The organism is Maridesulfovibrio ferrireducens, from assembly GCF_016342405.1.
GTDB lineage: Bacteria > Desulfobacterota > Desulfovibrionia > Desulfovibrionales > Desulfovibrionaceae > Maridesulfovibrio > Maridesulfovibrio ferrireducens_A.
Genome location: NZ_JAEINN010000011.1, coordinates 76,854 through 94,097 on the forward strand (window position 1 = coordinate 76,854; position 17,244 = coordinate 94,097).

At 45.2% G+C, this 17,244-nt stretch carries 18 protein-coding genes; 6 read left to right on the top strand and 12 right to left on the bottom strand.

The window, feature by feature from the left end:
- Window positions 1-85 precede the first annotated feature (85 nt).
- The 6 genes from dsrP to JEY82_RS12680 form a co-directional block, all read right to left on the bottom strand.
- Window positions 86-1,258: a sulfate reduction electron transfer complex DsrMKJOP subunit DsrP gene (dsrP, locus tag JEY82_RS12655; RefSeq protein ID WP_304085967.1), complete on the bottom strand. Its 1,173-nt coding sequence runs from the start codon at window positions 1,256-1,258 to the stop codon at window positions 86-88.
- A 12-nt stretch (window positions 1,259-1,270) separates the two neighbouring features.
- Entirely contained in the window at window positions 1,271-2,056 is a 786-nt protein-coding gene (gene dsrO, locus JEY82_RS12660) for a sulfate reduction electron transfer complex DsrMKJOP subunit DsrO (RefSeq protein WP_304085968.1), read from the bottom strand.
- The gene (dsrJ, locus tag JEY82_RS12665; RefSeq protein ID WP_304085969.1) at window positions 2,056-2,433 is read right to left on the bottom strand and encodes a sulfate reduction electron transfer complex DsrMKJOP subunit DsrJ; all 378 of its coding nucleotides are present in this window, start codon (window positions 2,431-2,433) and stop codon (window positions 2,056-2,058) included. Before dsrJ ends, dsrO begins: the two co-directional genes overlap by 1 nt.
- 3 nt (window positions 2,434-2,436) lie before the next feature.
- Window positions 2,437-4,044: a sulfate reduction electron transfer complex DsrMKJOP subunit DsrK gene (gene dsrK / locus JEY82_RS12670; protein ID WP_304085970.1), complete on the bottom strand. Its 1,608-nt coding sequence runs from the start codon at window positions 4,042-4,044 to the stop codon at window positions 2,437-2,439.
- A gap of 62 nt (window positions 4,045-4,106) precedes the next feature.
- A complete protein-coding gene (gene dsrM / locus JEY82_RS12675) occupies window positions 4,107-5,102 on the bottom strand; it encodes a sulfate reduction electron transfer complex DsrMKJOP subunit DsrM (protein WP_304085971.1) in 996 nt (331 codons plus the stop codon).
- Between the two features lie 48 nt (window positions 5,103-5,150).
- Window positions 5,151-5,681, bottom strand: coding sequence for an RsbRD N-terminal domain-containing protein (locus tag JEY82_RS12680; protein WP_092157630.1), 531 nt, complete (start codon window positions 5,679-5,681; stop codon window positions 5,151-5,153).
- Window positions 5,682-6,108: 427 nt separating this feature from the next.
- Between JEY82_RS12680 and sfsA the strand changes: the two genes are divergently transcribed.
- On the top strand, window positions 6,109-6,816 hold the full coding sequence (gene sfsA, locus JEY82_RS12685; RefSeq protein ID WP_304085974.1) for a DNA/RNA nuclease SfsA: 708 nt from the start codon (window positions 6,109-6,111) through the stop codon (window positions 6,814-6,816).
- 88 nt (window positions 6,817-6,904) lie between these two features.
- Here the strand turns inward: sfsA and JEY82_RS12690 are convergent, their stop codons facing one another.
- From JEY82_RS12690 to JEY82_RS12715, 6 genes are all read right to left on the bottom strand, one after another.
- Window positions 6,905-8,410: a catalase gene (locus tag JEY82_RS12690; RefSeq protein WP_304085976.1), complete on the bottom strand. Its 1,506-nt coding sequence runs from the start codon at window positions 8,408-8,410 to the stop codon at window positions 6,905-6,907.
- Between the two features lie 405 nt (window positions 8,411-8,815).
- On the bottom strand, window positions 8,816-9,304 hold the full coding sequence (locus JEY82_RS12695; RefSeq protein ID WP_304085978.1) for an acyl-CoA thioesterase: 489 nt from the start codon (window positions 9,302-9,304) through the stop codon (window positions 8,816-8,818).
- 54 nt (window positions 9,305-9,358) lie between these two features.
- Window positions 9,359-9,595 (bottom strand): hypothetical protein, encoded by a 237-nt coding sequence (locus JEY82_RS12700; RefSeq protein ID WP_304085980.1) that lies wholly within the window; start codon window positions 9,593-9,595, stop codon window positions 9,359-9,361.
- Window positions 9,596-10,023: 428 nt separating this feature from the next.
- Window positions 10,024-11,187: a hypothetical protein gene (locus JEY82_RS12705; protein ID WP_304085982.1), complete on the bottom strand. Its 1,164-nt coding sequence runs from the start codon at window positions 11,185-11,187 to the stop codon at window positions 10,024-10,026.
- Window positions 11,188-11,253: 66 nt separating this feature from the next.
- On the bottom strand, window positions 11,254-12,327 hold the full coding sequence (locus JEY82_RS12710) for a (Fe-S)-binding protein (protein ID WP_304085983.1): 1,074 nt from the start codon (window positions 12,325-12,327) through the stop codon (window positions 11,254-11,256).
- A complete protein-coding gene (locus JEY82_RS12715; RefSeq protein ID WP_304085985.1) occupies window positions 12,320-12,889 on the bottom strand; it encodes a hypothetical protein in 570 nt (189 codons plus the stop codon). Before JEY82_RS12715 ends, JEY82_RS12710 begins: the two co-directional genes overlap by 8 nt.
- A gap of 286 nt (window positions 12,890-13,175) precedes the next feature.
- Between JEY82_RS12715 and ffh the strand changes: the two genes are divergently transcribed.
- From ffh to trmD, 5 genes are all read left to right on the top strand, one after another.
- A complete protein-coding gene (gene ffh / locus JEY82_RS12720; RefSeq protein ID WP_304085987.1) occupies window positions 13,176-14,678 on the top strand; it encodes a signal recognition particle protein in 1,503 nt (500 codons plus the stop codon).
- A 69-nt stretch (window positions 14,679-14,747) separates the two neighbouring features.
- Window positions 14,748-14,984, top strand: a complete 237-nt coding sequence (gene rpsP / locus JEY82_RS12725; RefSeq protein ID WP_304085989.1) for a 30S ribosomal protein S16 — start codon at window positions 14,748-14,750, stop codon at window positions 14,982-14,984.
- 75 nt (window positions 14,985-15,059) lie between these two features.
- The gene (locus JEY82_RS12730) at window positions 15,060-15,293 is read left to right on the top strand and encodes a KH domain-containing protein (protein WP_085102901.1); all 234 of its coding nucleotides are present in this window, start codon (window positions 15,060-15,062) and stop codon (window positions 15,291-15,293) included.
- 35 nt (window positions 15,294-15,328) lie between these two features.
- Window positions 15,329-15,862, top strand: coding sequence for a ribosome maturation factor RimM (gene rimM, locus JEY82_RS12735; protein ID WP_304085993.1), 534 nt, complete (start codon window positions 15,329-15,331; stop codon window positions 15,860-15,862).
- Window positions 15,863-15,905: 43 nt separating this feature from the next.
- Complete coding sequence (gene trmD, locus JEY82_RS12740; protein WP_304085995.1) at window positions 15,906-17,216, top strand: tRNA (guanosine(37)-N1)-methyltransferase TrmD; 1,311 nt, start codon at window positions 15,906-15,908, stop codon at window positions 17,214-17,216.
- Window positions 17,217-17,244 lie beyond the last annotated feature (28 nt).

The window sequence follows — 17,244 nt, forward strand, 5'->3', positions numbered from 1 at the left end:
AAAGTGCTGCTAATTAAATACAAAAAAAGCCCGTTCCAATAAAGGAACGGGCTTTTTTAATTACCTAAGAGGTGAGCTGACCTGATTATTCAGGTTCAACAAGCTCGCCAAGGTCGCGCTTGATGTCTGTGGCAATCTTATAAAGGATTGTCAGAGTCAGTGCACCGAGAGCGTATACCATCATGGAAATCATCAATTCTTTGCCGGTAGGCCAGTAAGTGGTGATTTCGTTGAATGGGTTTGGAGTAAGACCACCGATCAGCAGTGCGAGACCTTTATCGATCCATGTTGCAATAACGAGGAGGATAAGTGCCCATGGCAGTAGCTTCTGATTGTCGCGCAATTTAGGCGGAACAAGCAGGGCTAAACTGATGAATGCAAATACTGTTGCTGTCCACATCCAAGGAACCAGTTCAGTGTGTCCATGGCTACCTACGAATAGGTATGCGAGGGAATGAGTATGACCTGGGATATTGGAGTAGAATGCAGTGAACACTTCAAGCAGGAAGAAGAATACGTTCACGAGCATTGCATAAGTAATGATCTTTGTAAGTGTGTTGATTGCTGCTTTTCCTGGATCGTAAGCAGTAACCTTGCGGGTAATGAATACAACCAGAAGAAGAATAGCAGGCCCGGCACAGAATGCCGAAGCTAGGAAGCGGGCAGCCAGAATGGCGGTGAGCCAGTAGTGACGGCCAGGAAGTCCTGCATACAAGAACGCGGTAACCGTATGAATAGAGAACGCCCATACGATGGATGTGTAAGCCAGAGGCCTGATCCATTTTGGCGGTTTCACACGCTGGCGTTCAGATTCTAAACATGTCCACCCGATAACTACGTTCAGGAGCAGGTAACCGTTAAGAACGATCATGTCCCAGAACAGGATTGAGTTAGGAGTCGGATGGAAAATGATGTTCAGCATACGCTGAGGCTGCCCGATGTCTACGATAATGAAACCGAGACACATGACAACAGCTGCAATAGCCATGAACTCACCCATTATTACCATGCCTTTAAACTTCTTATAGTGATGGAAGTAGTAAGGCAGAACGATCATAACACCGGAAGCGGCGAGACCGACCAAATAGGTAAACTGGGCAATATAGAATCCCCAGGAAACATCACGGCTGAGGCCCGTGACGGTAAGTCCTTCCTGTAACTGATTCACATATACAACGAAGCCTGCGCCGATAATAAGAAGCAGGAAGAAAATCCAGCTCCAATATTTCGGGCCGCCTTTGAGTGCTTTTTCGAGCATATCAGTTTCCCCCTAAATGATGTAGTACACGCCGGGCTCGGTGCCGGCAGCGGGGTTCCTACGGATGGTGAAGTTCTCCCTAAGAACCTTTCTGACGTTTGAATCAGGGTCCTGGAGATCACCAAAGGTCATCGCGCCACTGGATTTTTCCACACAAGCGGGCATTTCGCCAACGGCGAGACGCTCTACGCAGAAGTTGCATTTTTCAACAACACCGCGCATGCGGGTGGGGAACTTCACGTTGATCTTTTCCATGTCGAGATGGAGTCTTGGATCCATGAAGTTGAAGCTACGAGCACCAAAGGGGCAAGCAGCCATGCAGTAACGACAGCCGATGCAGCGATGGTAATCCATTGCTACGATTCCGTCAGCACGCTTGAAGGTCGCCTTTGTGGGGCAGACGCGTACACACGAAGGGGTTTCGCAATGGTTGCAAAGCAACGGGAATTTGCGTTTTTCAAGCTCTTCCGAAGGGAAGTTATTTGTTTGATTCGGGAATGTTTCGGAATAAGTACCTTCCCACAACCATTTGATGTCCTGTTTACCGGGAATCGTTGGAACGTTGTGGATGTGGTGACAAACTTCAGCCAGAGCGTTTATTGCTTCATCAGTGTTGAGCTTGCGGGTGTCGATAACCATAGCCCAGCGTTTGGCATGTTTGGAGTTAGCGTTGACAACAGCATGTGCTTTGCCATGTCCGCCTCCGCCTGATGCCAGAGCTGCAGCTGTGGGAGCAAGACAAAGTCCTGCTGCCGAGAGACCTGCAAACTTGAGGAAGTTTCTTCTACTCTGTTTCATTATTTTGCCTCCTTTGGAGGTACGTGGCAATCCCAGCAGTATGGGGTTACACCAGCGTCAGTATGACATTTGTCACAGAATTGCTCTTTGCTGGTATGACATTCCATACAGGTATTCTGGAGACTGATAGTGTATTCCTTGCCGTTTGCACTGATATATGTCCGTTTGCCTTCACGAAGAGCCATGTCTCTCCACTCGTCAAGAAGCTGCATATGTGATGTACGCATTTCTTCTTTGGGCGCGACACATTCTTTCGCATTTTTTGGCAGTTCGACCTTAGGCTGCTCGTACGTTCCTCCCATATTGAACCAGAAAGGAAGAGAAACGAGGCCAAGGAAAATAACCAGACCAGCTATTATTTTTCCACCGTATTGCATCTGTTATTCCTCCTTCTTAGGCAGAGGGTTCATGCGAAGGTCAGTTTCTCTTTCTTTCTCGCCGTCGAGAATTAGAGCATTACCGACAAGTTCGTGAACACCGCAGATGTCAACGCCCGGAGCCCAGTAGTCGGCAAGTGGAATAAGCGTTGCACGGTCAATTGCACAGATACAGGCCATCATGTTTACATCATGTTCTTCCTGTACTGATTTCAATGCGTTGCCGCGTGGCAAGCCGCCGCGCATGCGTATTTCCATGATTTCGTCAGTGTTCAGACCGGAGCCGCCTGCACAGCAGAATGTTTGCTCACGAATGGTCTGTTCAGGCATTTCATGGAAGTTTTTAACAACGTTATTGAGAACGTAACGAGGCTCGTCCAGAAGACCCATGGCCCGAGCAGGGTTACAGGAATCGTGGAAGGTTGCGCGAATATGATCGTTTCTGGTCGGATCGAGTTTCAGCTTATTATGTTTCATAAGGTCAGCTGTGAACTCGGCGATGTGAACCATCTTAGTCTGGGCAGCGCTATGGAAAACAGTACCGGTGATCGGGCTTTTAGGAACTTGCAGGAAGTCCGCGGGGCCGTTCATTGTATCCATGTACTGGTTGATTACGCGCCACATGTGACCGCATTCGCCGCCAAGGATCCATTTGGCTCCAAGGCGTTTTGCTTCAGCGTACATCTTTCCGTTGAGTTTCTTCATCATGTCCGCAGATGTGAACAGACCGAAGTTACCGCCTTCAGAGGCATAAGTGGAAAGAGTATAGTCCAGGCCGATATGATCGAAGAGCATCAGGTAACCCATAAAGGTGTAGATGCCCGGGTCAGCAAAAACGTCACCGGAAGGAGTGATGAAGATAACTTCATGCCCCTTTTCGTTCATTGGAACGTGCAGTTTTTTGCCTGTGATTTCTTCGATGTCGTCAACCATGAATTCAACGATGTCTTTGAAAGCGTGTGGCTGGATACCGAGATGGTTACCTGTACGGTTACAGTTGGCAACCGGCTCCATGATCCAGTTAATATTCACGCCGCAAAGGTGAAGCAGTTCACGTGCCATCATTGTTACTTCAGCTGTATCGATGCCGTAAGGGCAGAACAGCGAGCAACGGCGGCACTCAGTACACTGGTAAAAGTAGATGAACCACTCTTTAAGAACGTCTTCGGTCATAACTCTGGAACCGGTGAGGGTTGTCAGAATTTTTCCGGCCATGGTGAAGTCCTTACGGTAAACAGAACGCATAAGTTCTGCACGAAGGACCGGCATGTTTTTAGGATCGCCGGAACCGATGAAAAAGTGGCATTTATCGGCGCAAGCACCGCAACGCACACAGACGTCCATGAATACTTTAAGAGAACGGTATTTATCCAGTCTCTCTTTGAATCCCTGATGGACAATGTCCTGCCAGTTTTCAGGGAGTTTCCAGTCCACGTCAGCAGGAGACCATTGGCGTGGGTTCGGGAAACCTAAGTATTCGAGTTTATCTGCCTTAGCAGGGTAACACCAGTTCCCGGGAGAACAGTCTACCGGAGTATCCATCCAACCTGTGGAAGGCGGTGTATAGTTAATGCTTTTAAAAAGCTCATCAGCTTTTGGGAGGTCAGCCATGTCAACTCCTCAACAAAAGGTATTATAAGGTCCAACCAACACATAAAGTCCGCTGGACTTTATTATGCCTCTTTGTCCACAGGGAGACCCGCTTCAATCATAGGTTCCCTGAAGTCGTCTTCATAAGCCTCATAGCTATGTGGCTTGATGTTCGGATCATTCCAAGGGTTCTCGTGATGCTTAATGCGGGAGTTGTTAGGCATATTCCTTGTAGGAGAAAGGAAGATACCGCCTGCATGCATAAGCTTGCTGAATGGGAAGTAAATGAGCAGTGTACAGACTAATAATAGGTGTACATAGAAAGATACATCCACATTTGCGGGAATTACTGGGTTGAAGGTTACAAGTCCCATAGTCAGCTGTTTAATAGCCATAACATCTACTTTTGCGATAAAGCGCATGTAGATACCGGAAAGCCCGATGGCAATAATGAGCAATAGTGGGAAATAGTCAGTAACCAGAGAAATGTAACGGAGTTTAGCGTCCCAAAGTCTGCGTGCGAGCAAGAAAGCCACACCGACAATGATCAAAAGATCACTCATGTACATTCTGGGTGTTCCGATCTGCATGATCCCGTCAAGCATTTCAACCCAGCCGATACAGGCGGGAATCGGTTCAAAGAAAAGTCTCATGTGCCTGATTACAATAAGCAGGAATGAGTAGTGAAACAGAAGTGAAAACAGCCACAGCCATTTGGCGGAAGCATATGTCACTTTGCCGTCTTTGAGAGCCACTTTTGTGTTCCGGAACAAAGAACGGAAACAGCAGACCTCAAGAAACATACGGATAAAAGTTTGACACGGAGTCACGGGGTTGTCGAACTTGTTGTGATGGATGAAGTCCAAAGACTTCTGCTGTCCGCCCGTGGTCGGAATACAAAAAGGAACAGGGCTTTTCGCCCATTTAATCATCCGGTAAGCAAAACCTACCAGAAATACGGCAACAGCTACCAAAGGTAAGCCGATGCCGAAGAGTTTTGCCATATGCGCTGTTTCTACTCCGAAAAGAGCCAGCAGCACTAGGGCAAAAACTAAAACGAGTGAGTACAAAGCGTTCATCTACCTTCACCTCGCTTATAACGTTTGGCTTCCCGGGGAAGCCGGCCACTACACCTGTCCGGCCCCTTTGGCCGAAGCATCCTCGATTTCGTTGACCCGCCTTAAGAGCATGTGGTGAGAGCGTTTCACTTCACCAATTCTCATTTGCGTGATCAAATCCCTATTCTTGGTATAGATGTCGAACGCGATCAGACCCAGGTTATCAACCCTGGTCTCAAACGCGAGCAACTCGTCAAGTCTACCTTCCTTTTTAAGATCCTGCATAAACTCATCTCTCAGCAGTTTCTTAAAAAGAAAAACAAAACTTAAAGCTCTTGATGGTGCAAATTCCTGAACAGCCCTTATTTTAATCAGGTCTTCCAGGGATTTTGCAATTGCGTCTACATCTTTCCACTCAATAATAAGGTCAAAAAGTTCTCTCGTGACCCTTTGAGTAGTAATTCCGACAGGATTTGTGAACTGATCGCTGTTGCTCTTCCATATCTTCTGAGTTGTTTCAGGATAGGAAGACAGGACCAAATCAAACCATTTTTTAGTCAGAACATTTCTTTTTTCTAACAATCTTTCTTCAAGGTTCATTGTAAGTTCCTGAATTAATTGTCTACGACAGAAATAAGGATCCTCAAGCTCTTGCTTAGGTCTTATAAAATTTTCCGGCCTGACAATGAGGCTGGAAATGTGAATTCTGTCACGCTGTGACTAACAGCACGATATTCCAGATACCTAGTGATTCGTCAAGGTATTTTCCAGATATAATGACCCCCTTAGAGGTATGAAACTCTTTGTGTAACAAGGATTTTAATCTCTGAATAAGGAACCATACCAATAAGGAAACTGCGTGTTTTAGGTAGGGCTTATCACGTTTGCGAGATAATTAATTCTTTTTTTGTCAGGAGTTTTCGTGCATTCAAAATTTACAGATAATTTTTTTGAGAATAAAATATTATTATTAGTTAAATGACCCGGGGTATTTTTTTGAGGTGTAGGATATATACATGAGGGGCAGATGTCTGAATCATTGATTATTTATCCGGAAGGCTGCCGGAAAGCTGTTTTTATAAAAAGATATAAAAGATTTACCGTCGAAGCTTTACTTGATGGTGAGGTTATATCTATCCATACTAACAATACAGGCTCTATGCTTGGCTTGCTGCGGGAAGGGCAGGAGATATTTATTTCTCCGGCATTGAATCCGGCTCGCAAACTTAAATGGACTCTCGAGATGGTTAATCTGTCAGGTTCGTGGGTTGGCGTGAATACCTCTGTTCCGAACAAAATGATACAGAGAGCTTTTGAGGTTGCGGTTTTGCCTGAATTGAAAGGGTACACCGCAATAAAGCGTGAGGCTGTAGTCGGCAAAAGCCGTATTGATGCAAAATTTACCGATGAGTCGGGACGTCTGCCGGATTTATGGGTTGAATGTAAAAATGTCACTCTTGTAGAAGATGATGTGGCCTGCTTTCCTGATGCACCCACTGAACGGGGGCAGAAACACCTTGTTGAATTGATGGCTCTTGCCGCTGAAGGGTATAGGGTCGCGATGTTCTTTTTTGTTCAGCGTAATGATGGAAAATGTTTCGGTCCTGCTGATTTTATAGACCCCAAATATGCAAAATTATTTGAGCAGGCTCTTGCGGCGGGAGTTGAATGCTGGCCGTATCAGGCAGAACTCAGTGAAAAAGGAATTTCAATCGGTGAGAAAATGAAGTTTTAATGTGGCTATAATAAGCTGATATAAAACAATTAAAAAGTCCGGAAAATTTCATAAAATTTTCCGGACTTTTTTTAAGTTTATAAGGCGGTTAAGAAGCTGTAGCCTTTACTCTGTCGGCCTGATTCATATTTGCCAGCTTTTCAACTTTAGCAAGATCAAGCTCAAGCCCTTTTGCGATGCGGGTGCCATAGTCTTTATCTGTTTTATAGAAGATTGCAGCTTGTCTGAGCTGGATGCGTTTCTGTGCTCCGGTCAAATGTCCGATAATATTTCTCGTCAGATTTACCCGGTCCTGTTCACTCATAACATTGCGATACAGATTGCCGGCCTGAACAAAGTCATCGTCTACAAGTTTATAACTATGTTGCGCTGCATTGCCTTCGATCGGCAGTGGAGGTTCAAGAGCCGTTTCATCCGGTTCAGCTCCTTCGAAGCTGTTCGGCCAGTAGTTAGGTCCACCGCCTCCGCCATCGTCTACACGCATAGCTCCGTCGCGCTGGTAATTAAGCTCAGGAGCGTTTTTTGGCATATTTACAGGGATTAGGTGGTAATTTGTTCCAAGTCTGTGGAGATGGGTGTCGTGGTACGAAAACATGCGTCCTTGGAGCATCTTGTCAGGTGAGGCTCCGATGCCGGGTACAAGATTGCCGGGGGTGAAGGCTGCTTGTTCTACTTCGGCAAAATAATTTTCCGGATTTCGATTCAAGACCATCTTCCCTATAGTGATGGGTGGTACTTCGGAGTGAGGCCATACTTTGGTAATATCGAAGATATCCCATTTGAAATCTTTGGCTTGCCGGGGAGTCAGTATCTGCATTTCCAGCGTCCATGACGGGAAGTCTCCGTTTTTAATAGATTCATGCAGATCCCGGGTGGCATGATCCGGATCTTTGGCACACATCGCACCGGCTTCGGCCGCAGTCATGGTTTTTGAGCCTTGATCTGTTTTAAAGTGATATTGGACCCAGACGTATTCACCTTTTTCATTGTACCATTTGTAGGTGTGGCTCGAGTAACCATTCATATGGCGGAAAGTTATAGGGGTTCCTCTGTCCGAGAAAAGAATAGTTACCTGATGAATTGATTCAGGTGTGAGGGATAAGAAATCCCAGAACATGTCGGGATCTTTTAAATTGGTTGCAGGATTACGTTTTTGGGTATGTATGAAATCAGGAAATTTCATTGGGTCGCGAATAAAGAAGACCGGGGTATTATTGCCGACCATATCGTAGTTGCCTTCTTCGGTGTAAAACTTGATGGCGAAACCACGCGGATCACGCTCAGCATCAGCAGAGCCTTTTTCTCCTCCGACTGTTGAAAAGCGCACAAATAGATCAGTTTTTTTGCCAACTTCAGAGAGGAAGGCTGCTTTTGTGTATTTGGTAACATCAGCAGTTACTTCAAAATAGCCGTATGCTCCGGCTCCTTTGGCATGAACTACGCGTTCAGGGATGCGTTCGCGGTCGAAGTGGGCCAGTTTCTCTATAAGGTGCATATCCTGAACTAAGACCGGGCCTTTTTCTCCGGCTGTTTGTGAGTTTAGGTCGTCACCCACAGGCTTCCCGAAGGCTGTCGTAATTTTCTTTTTTTTCATGGCAGAACTCCTTTTTATTTGTGTAAACGGTTGGTTCTTTATCAGCCTTCCTTGTATCACTCTGAATGAGTAATTGGAATAGTAATTGAGGATTTGCATGAAGAGCGAACAAGTGTTTGGTTGAGAATTTTTCTTTACGTCTGAAACAAAAGGGAAAATCCCTATTCTCTTAGTGTAAAAGAATAGGGATTTTCAGACCTGACGGGTGTTGAAAAGCTTGGTGCCCGGCCGGGACCGAGTTAATCCGACCGGACACCATAGGAGCTGGATGCCGAAATTTTTGCCGGGAGGGTGGAGCTCCCGGCATGAAACCAGTCTCGGAGTAGCTTGCCTCATGAAATTAGGGGCAACATGCAGAACGATGACTTTGGACGAGTTCTACATTTGTTCGAGCTGTTAAATATATTAATCAGTTGAGGGGTTACGTTCGCGCATCAGTTCCTGCTTACGTACAGCTCGCCGTTCAACTGCTTCTTTGTTTCTTCTATGATCCACGCCTGTCTCAAGGGTAAGTTGAGGTACAAGGGAAGGTTTTCCGTCTTCGCCTATGGCAACAAATGTCAGATACGCTGAATTTGTATGCCGCAGTTCTCCTGTAAGAAGATTTTCAGCTTCGACCCGCACTCCGATTTCCATTGAAGTTTTACCTACCATATTCACGTTCGCATGAAGGTTGATAAGCTCGCCGACATATGCGGGTCTCAGGAAGTTCATCCTGTCAATAGAGGCTGTGACCACAGGTTTACGTGCATGACGCATGGCGCAGGTGGCAGCAATGAGATCCAGCTGTTTCAGAAGAACCCCGCCATGAAGGTTGCCAGCTGGATTTGTATCCTGCGGGAGCACTCTGTAGGTTGTGTATGCTCTGCTTTCACTGACTTTTTTTTCTTTCATTGAACTGTTCCTGATCCTGAGTTTCTTTTGATGTGATATTTTTATATTACAAAATTACCGGATCTTACCATACTCTACCCTTGCTTCCCATATCATTTTAGCAATTCGTTTACCTAGGTCGAGCTGCCTTGTGCTCAGGAGAGCTTCGGCTGCTTCCCGGTTTCCCCCGGATTTGAGCAACGTAGCAGACTCCAAGTCTCTGAGATAATTCTCACATTCCCGGATTAGCTTGGAGAGGTTCATCGCCTCCAGCTCAATAGGTATCCTTACGGATTTTACTTTTTTACTCATGTTTTTGCTTCGTTGATAATACTTTTGCCAGATTGGGTAGAATTGTCAATACATTTGTAATACAAATTGAAAATAAATAAATATTGTTTAGTAATGCCAAATAAAGTTTTTATTAATTATTTTTTGATGAATAAAAGTAGTTCAAAAGTAATACGAAACAACGTCAATAAACACCTTAAATAGTAACTATAAAAAGCTACAGTTTGTAATTTGATTGCTAATGTCTAGTTTTAGTAAGGTGGCTGGTGAGTTTGGTTGTTTTAATAAAGTTTTTTATTTTAAATACTTAAAAAGAACTAAGTCTTTTTTTAGTAGGCGTGAGTGTTCAAGGTATATCTTTGTTTTAAAAGCCAAGAGTCAAAGCCTTTTGCTCGTGAATACTAGAAAAATTTTCCAAGAGAGGTAATAATGGAGCGATAATGAGGAGTTTATTCGAACTGGAAAGAGCGCACTGGGGGTCGGGTTGCGCATATAAAAGCCATGATCAAAACAATGCCGGTGGCTGGACTGTAGAAGAGGGGGGAAAAGAATCCTGTGATAATGACGGCAGTAATAAGAGAGGCCATGGTGTCCGAAGAGTATTTTATGGAAAGTGTGGTTGCAATTGCGGACGCTCCGGCTATTCCTGCAATCCCCCATGCTGTCAGAATGTGAAGCCATATCGGAGTTACGTGGAAGATATAAGTTCCTGAACCAGTCCATGCAAAATTTTGCTTATGCCATAGTTCCCATATCGAAGCCGGAATGTTCAGCGGTAAAGGCACTGAGAGAGGATGACCTGTCAGAAGTCGGGATGGAGTTTTTTCAAATAGGTCTAAAATAGAAAACCAGAGCCAATAGGCTGGAAGGTCGTTTGGATTGAAAAAGGTCATTTCATGTGAAGCAAGTGCTAGAAAATTAAAAAGTACAAGAGTCAGCACGAGAATGGTTTTCTTGATAGCTCCTTTTGGGCCGAAAAATAAAAGAACCAGAACCGCCGCAAAGCCGGCATCCCTGCTCAGAGTGCACATAATTCCTGTAAATATCAGGAGTCTTGTGGTCTTAAGTTTTGAAGGTTCATGCAGTGTTGAGCATAATCCGGCCAGCAGAATAGGTCCGGTCAGTTCAGCGTTTCCAAAAAGATTAGGAGGGGCTGTAAGTCCGCTCAGTAAAAAGAGATATAGAAAGTTGCAGATGATAAGAACAGCAAGCCATGATGCCCAGAAGTAGAAGTGTTCCGGCTTGGGTATAGAAAAATTAGTTATCCAGAGTACAATCACAAGCCCGTATAACAAAGGGCGTATTTCCATGAGAAAGGGCAGTGAGGGCGCCAGCGGAAACAGCAGTGGCGTAAAGATTTTAGAAAAAGCCCAAAAAAGAAGGACACAGGGAATACCTGCTTTAAGCCAGAGAGGAAAAACAGGGGCTTGTTTGTTTTTGTAAGGTTCAACCAGAAGTCCAAGTACTGCAAGCCCTGCGACAAGTATTTCTGCAAGGTTTTGAGGCGCAGCGGAACCGTTCATGCCGTAGGCTGCCAGTAAAATCGGCAGACCTAAGCTGAAAAGGGCGACAGGAAATTCGGAGGCTGAAACGGCTTTGTTATTGGAATTCATTTGTAAAAGGCTGTTACCTTGATCTTTTTAGTATGAGAAGCCCTAAAAAAAATAAAAAATAAATGGTTAAGCAAATCGTGCTGAAATTCTGAGTTTTAATCTGTTGAAATAATTGAACGGGAATCGTGGAAGGATGGGAGTCTCTTTTCTTTTTACAAAAAGCAAATCAAGTATATGTGCTACAGGTTCTGTGTCGGAAAGATAATTTGTGCATCCTGCGCAATAGGTGACCATGGGGGCGCCTGTTTGCGCGGCTTCAGCTTTTCGTTTGTTATTCCATTCCTGTGCGAAAGGTTTGTTGTGAAATCCTACGCCTCCCCCTTCACCGCAGCAGATTGTTTTATCTCTGCTGTGATCCATTTCGATCAGGGTGACCCCGTTTTGAGTTAAGAGTTTTCTGACGCTTTCCTGTAAACCTGATTCAAAGCGGGTGACGCATGGATCATGTACCGTTGCTTTTTGAAGCCAGGGTTTATTGAGGGAAATGTTTGAATCAAGTAATTCTTCGTAAATAGATACAATCTTAAATGAAGGGGAAAATCCTTTGAAAGTTATGTGGCAGTTAGGGCATGCTGTCAGGATTTTAGTGATTCCTTGAGATTCAATAAATTTAGATAACTCTGAAATAGTCTCGGCATGAAAATCGGAAAGTCCTAGCATTTTTGAAGGCTTAGAGCAGCAGTTAAGAATTAATCCCAAAGAAGGATCACGTTGTTTTAAGGCTGAGTATGCCGCGCGGGTTGCCTCGGGAAACAGAGCAGGCAATGTGCATCCCGGAAAGAAAGCGGTTTTGCATCCATCGGGTAGGAGGTTGTCTTTGAACGGGAATTTGCCCCCTATTCGTTCGTAGCTTAGAAGAGGCGAATAAGAGTCAAGACCGAGTAAAGAGTTTTCCTGAGCGTGATTACGGAGCATCTCAAACATTTTGGATGGCTGAGCATCTACCGGGCAGACTGAGTCACACAGCGAGCAGGCAGAGCAGTTGTATGAGTTTATCGCCGCTTCGTCATAATTCAGTGCGGACGCAAGACATTCTTCTGCTATTTTGTCAGGTGATCCGTATTCCTGCAAAAAAAGACACTCGGAAACACATTCTCCGCAACCGATGCAATTCTCAGATGTAATTTTTATATTAGACAACCTGACAGCCCCAGATTTTAACACGTTTGTTGACATATTCGGTGCATTTCCCTTTGAGGTGAACTTTTACTCCGGGTTTCATGTTGCTGACAATTGCAGTTTGATCTTCTGTAAAATGGCAGATTACTTCAGCGGTATAATTGGATATTCCTTTTAGCCCGATATGTAAATCTCCAAAGTTTTTAGCGGAAACATCAACGACTTCGCCGGTAATTTCAATGACTTCATTTAAATACTTACCACTTGCAACCGTATTGTTTTCGACAAAGTCGATATAGAGCTTATATGAGCCTACGCGAAGTTTTGGCTGGCTAGTTATGACTTCATTTGCTATCCGTGCATGCCATGAGCTGAGGGTTTCTTTTTGATGAGGGTTTGTTGGTTGTTGGGCAGTCGGGCCAAGCTTTTGTGTTTTTTGAAGATCGACTCGGTTTACGAGCTGTCCTGTCGAGTCAAAAACGTCCGCTGTCGGCTTCCCGTCATTCGATATATATATTTTTGATCTGACACGGCCCATCGGGTCTACCAGATGGAATTCTTCTGCTTTAACTATGTTGCTCATTCGCATTTCTCCCTGTATCGCTCGTTAGCGTGTCGGATGACATGGTATTTAATTTACTAAGTCCTTGCTGAAAAAGGCAAGAAATAATGTAAAATTTTGTATTTTGGGCTGCTGATAACAGTTTTTTGTTTTTAAAAAAATTGATAGTGGTCTTCGAGCTTGACTTGGAGAAGCAAAAACCTTAACACTCAACCCCTTTCTTTACGCAATCTTTATTGGTCACTGAAGAGGTGGATTTTTAGTGATTATTGTGCGTAAAAATGCTCAAGCCGGCGGAGTAAGATAATTGTTCGATAGCCTATCAGATAGACTTTCCGAAGCCTTCAAAAATTTCAAAGGGCAGGGCCGACTGGATGAAAAAAACATCCAGGCCGGAATGCGTGAGGTTAGGCTCGCTCTTTTAGAAGCGGACGTTAACTTCAAAGTCGTCAAAGAATTTGTTGAGAAGGTAAAGGAACGGGCCTTAGGACAGGAAGTCCAGAAAAGCCTCTCTGCCGGACAGCAGGTCATCAAGATCGTCAATGACGAACTGACCGAGTTGCTTGGTGGAGAACAGGAAGGACTGATTCTTAAAGGTAAACCTGCCAAAATTATGATGGTCGGGTTGCAGGGTGCTGGTAAAACGACTTCTGCAGCAAAGATAGCCTTGTATCTTAGACGCAAGAAGTATAAGCCCTATCTCGTTCCAGCTGACGTATACCGCCCTGCTGCTATTGAACAGCTTACTGTACTGGCTAAGCAGCTGGATCTTCCCGTATACCCTTCAACTACTGACATGAATCCGGTGGATATCTGCCGCGATGCTATTGTCAAAGCGGAAGAGGCGGGATGTGACGTACTGCTTCTCGATACAGCCGGACGGCTGCATATCGATGAAGTGCTCATGGATGAACTTGCTGCCATTAAGGAAGCATGTTCGCCTGACGAAATACTTTTCGTAGCAGACGCAATGACAGGACAGGACGCTGTCAATGTTGCTGCAACGTTTGATGAAAAGCTTGATGTTACCGGTGTGGTACTGACTAAAATGGATGGAGACGCCCGAGGCGGTGCAGCTCTTTCTATCAAGTCTGTTACCGGCAAGTGCGTCAAGTTTGTCGGCGTGGGTGAGAAGCTTTCCGAGCTTGAACTCTTCTATCCAGACAGGGCTGCCTCTAGAATTCTCGGAATGGGGGACGTCCTTTCCCTGATCGAGAAAGCTCAGTCCGTTATGGAAGAAGGGGAAGCTGAGAAGCTTACTGAAAAATTCCGCAAGGCAAAATTTGACCTTGAGGATTTTCGTACCCAGATGCGTAGAATGAAGAAGATCGGTTCTATGGGCAGCATTATGAAGCTCATTCCGGGACTTGGCGGATTGACCAAACAGCTTGGCGATCTTGATATGCCGGACAAGGAACTGAACAGGATAGAAGCAATCATCTCCTCCATGACTCCGGAGGAACGCAAAACTCCTAAGCTTATCAACCCTAGCCGCAGGCAGAGAATTGCTAAAGGTTCGGGTGTTGAGGTTTTGGAAGTTAATCAGATGCTCAAGAATTTTGATCAGATGAGCAAGATGATGAAAAAAATGATGGGCGGAAAAGGCGGAAAAGGCGGAATGCCTCAGATGCCGAATATGCCCGGAATGCCCGGATTAGGCGGTGGCGGTATGCCGGGATTACCCGGTATGGAAGGGATGGAAGGCATGGAAGGAGCTGGTCAGCCTTCAAAAGAGAAAAGCAAGAAAACCCTGCTCGCCCGGAAAAAGAAAAAGCTCAAGAAGCAAAGTCGCAAGAAGAACAAAAAATAATCTTTTTTGGCCTTACTTGCATTTTATTAATGAATCTCTTAAATTAAGTTTATATGGGGGAAGTACACAATGGCTTTAAAACTAAGATTGACACGTATGGGGTCCAAAAAACGCCCTTTTTATCGTATTGTAGCAATTAACAGCAGCACAAGACGCGATGGTCGTCCTTTAGAATTCATAGGTTACTATAATCCTATGGTTGAACCTGTTGAACTTAAGATCAACATGGAAAAAGTTCAGGCTTGGATGGATAAAGGCGCAAAACCAAGCGATACTGTTAAAGCACTTCTTAAGAAAAATTCTTAAAGTTAGTTCTCACAACGGTTCGATTCTTTCTTCACTCAAGGTTTACTCTCGACATCTGAAGCGGAGGTTGTTGGCATGTTGAAGGATTTAGTAGAATTCATTGCGAAATCTCTTGTTGATAATCCCGATGATGTAGTCGTCACCGAGATTGAAGGAGAGCAGACATCTGTAATCGAACTCAAGGTCGCGAAAGAAGACTTGGGTAAAGTTATCGGCAAGCAGGGCCGCACCGCAAGAGCGATGAGAACTTTGCTTGGTGCTGCATCAACCAAGGTGAGAAAACGTTCTGTTCTAGAAATTCTAGAGTAGACGGCTTCAACCCGGACCATAACCAGTAGGCTGCTATGGACTTGCTACTAGTTGCCGAAGTGGTCAAATCACACGGTCTTAGGGGGGAAGTTTGCATCGATTCCCATGCGGACTCCCCTTTTTCCTTCGATGAGGTGTCTACCCTTTATTTACAAAGTAAAGGACAGAAACCCCGTCGATTTGTTGTGCAATCCTTTCGGAGGCACAAAGGCCGCGCTTTAGTAATCTTTAAAGGCATCAATGACCGGGATAAGGCTGATACCTTACGCGGCATGGATGTCTTGGTGCAGAAGGAAGATCTCCCTGAACTCAGGGATGATGAAGTCTACATGTACCAGTTGAAGAATGCTGCCGTCGAACTTAAAGACGGAACAGCGGTTGGGACCATTTCGGATTTTCTTTTTGCGCCGGGTCAAGAGACTTGGGTGATCTCGTCTTCAGAAGGAAAAGAAATTCTTTTTCCTGCTGTTGCTGAGTTTGTATTGTCTGTGGATGTAGATGCGGGAAAGGTTGTGATCGATCCGCCTGAAGGGCTGCTTGATCTGTATCTGAACGCGCCTGCTAAATAATGGGACGACCCTATGTCTTTTAAAAAAGCCGGTTAATTAGTCTGTGAATTTCAATTTGATTACGCTTTTTCCGGAATTTTTCGATTCCCCGCTTTCGCATGGTCTTATGAGTAAGGCTGTCGAAAAAGGAATCGTTTCATTCAATACTGTCAATCCCCGCGATTATGCTGTTGATAAGCATAAGAGCGTGGATGATCGTCCTTACGGGGGCGGGCCGGGTATGGTAATGTTTCTTGATCCGATAGCCCGCAGTCTGGATTCTGTGGGTATCAAGCCTGTCGTTCAGGGAGGCTGTGGTAAAGGTAAAAGGTTGCTGATGCTGTCGCCGAAAGGACGTCCGCTTACTCAGAAACTTGCTACTGAACTTGCCGGAGAAGAGGAACTGACTCTTGTCTGTGGACGGTATGAAGGAATTGATGCTCGTTTTGAAGAGATATTTCCTGTTGAGACTGTCTCTGTCGGAGATTTTGTTCTTAACGGAGGCGAAGCCGGAGCATTGTGTCTTATTGAAGCTGTTGCCCGATTGCTGCCGGATTTCATGGGCCATTCTGAATCAGGGACCGAGGAAAGTTTTTCTTCGGGACTTTTGGAGTATCCGCACTACACCCGTCCCGCTGAATATGAAGGACTGAAAGTGCCGGAGATTCTCTCTTCTGGGAATCATGCTCTGATTGAAGAATGGAGGAAAAAAAGGTCTCTTGATGAGACTTTGGATTCCCGCCCGGAATTACTTTCCGAAGCTGACGGCTTAAAAAGGGAAGATGTTCATTATTTACGGTCAATACCCCGTAAACGTTTAGGAAAACATCTTTCAATGGCTTTAGTACACTATCCAGTGCTAAATAAATTTGGTGAAAAAGCAGCTGTTTCTTTGACAAACCTCGATATTCACGATATGTCCCGCGTTTCCCGCTCTTACTCATTGGCAGGGATGTATGCGGTGACTCCTATCGAGGACCAGAAGAAGTTGGCTGACAGAATAATTTCTCATTGGACCTCGGGACCGGGTAGCAAAACTAACCCGGACAGAGCCGCCGCTCTGGCAAAGGTCAGTGTGATGGACTCCCTGATCGATGTGGTGGAGCATATTGAGTCGGGAACGGGTAAAAAACCGATACTGGTGACAACCAGTGCTCGGGGCGCGGGTAATGTGACTCCCCGTCAGGTCCGTGAAATGCTTTATGACAATCCTGTGTTACTGGTCTTCGGAACAGGGCATGGGTTGGCTCCCGAAATTCTTGAAATGGCAACGGGCTGTCTTAGACCGCTTCGTTTCATGGATGGATACAATCACTTATCAGTAAGAAGTGCGGTAGCGATAACGGTTGACAGGCTTTTGGGAGACGCTTGGTAGATTTCGTTTTTTGATACCGCAAATTGAA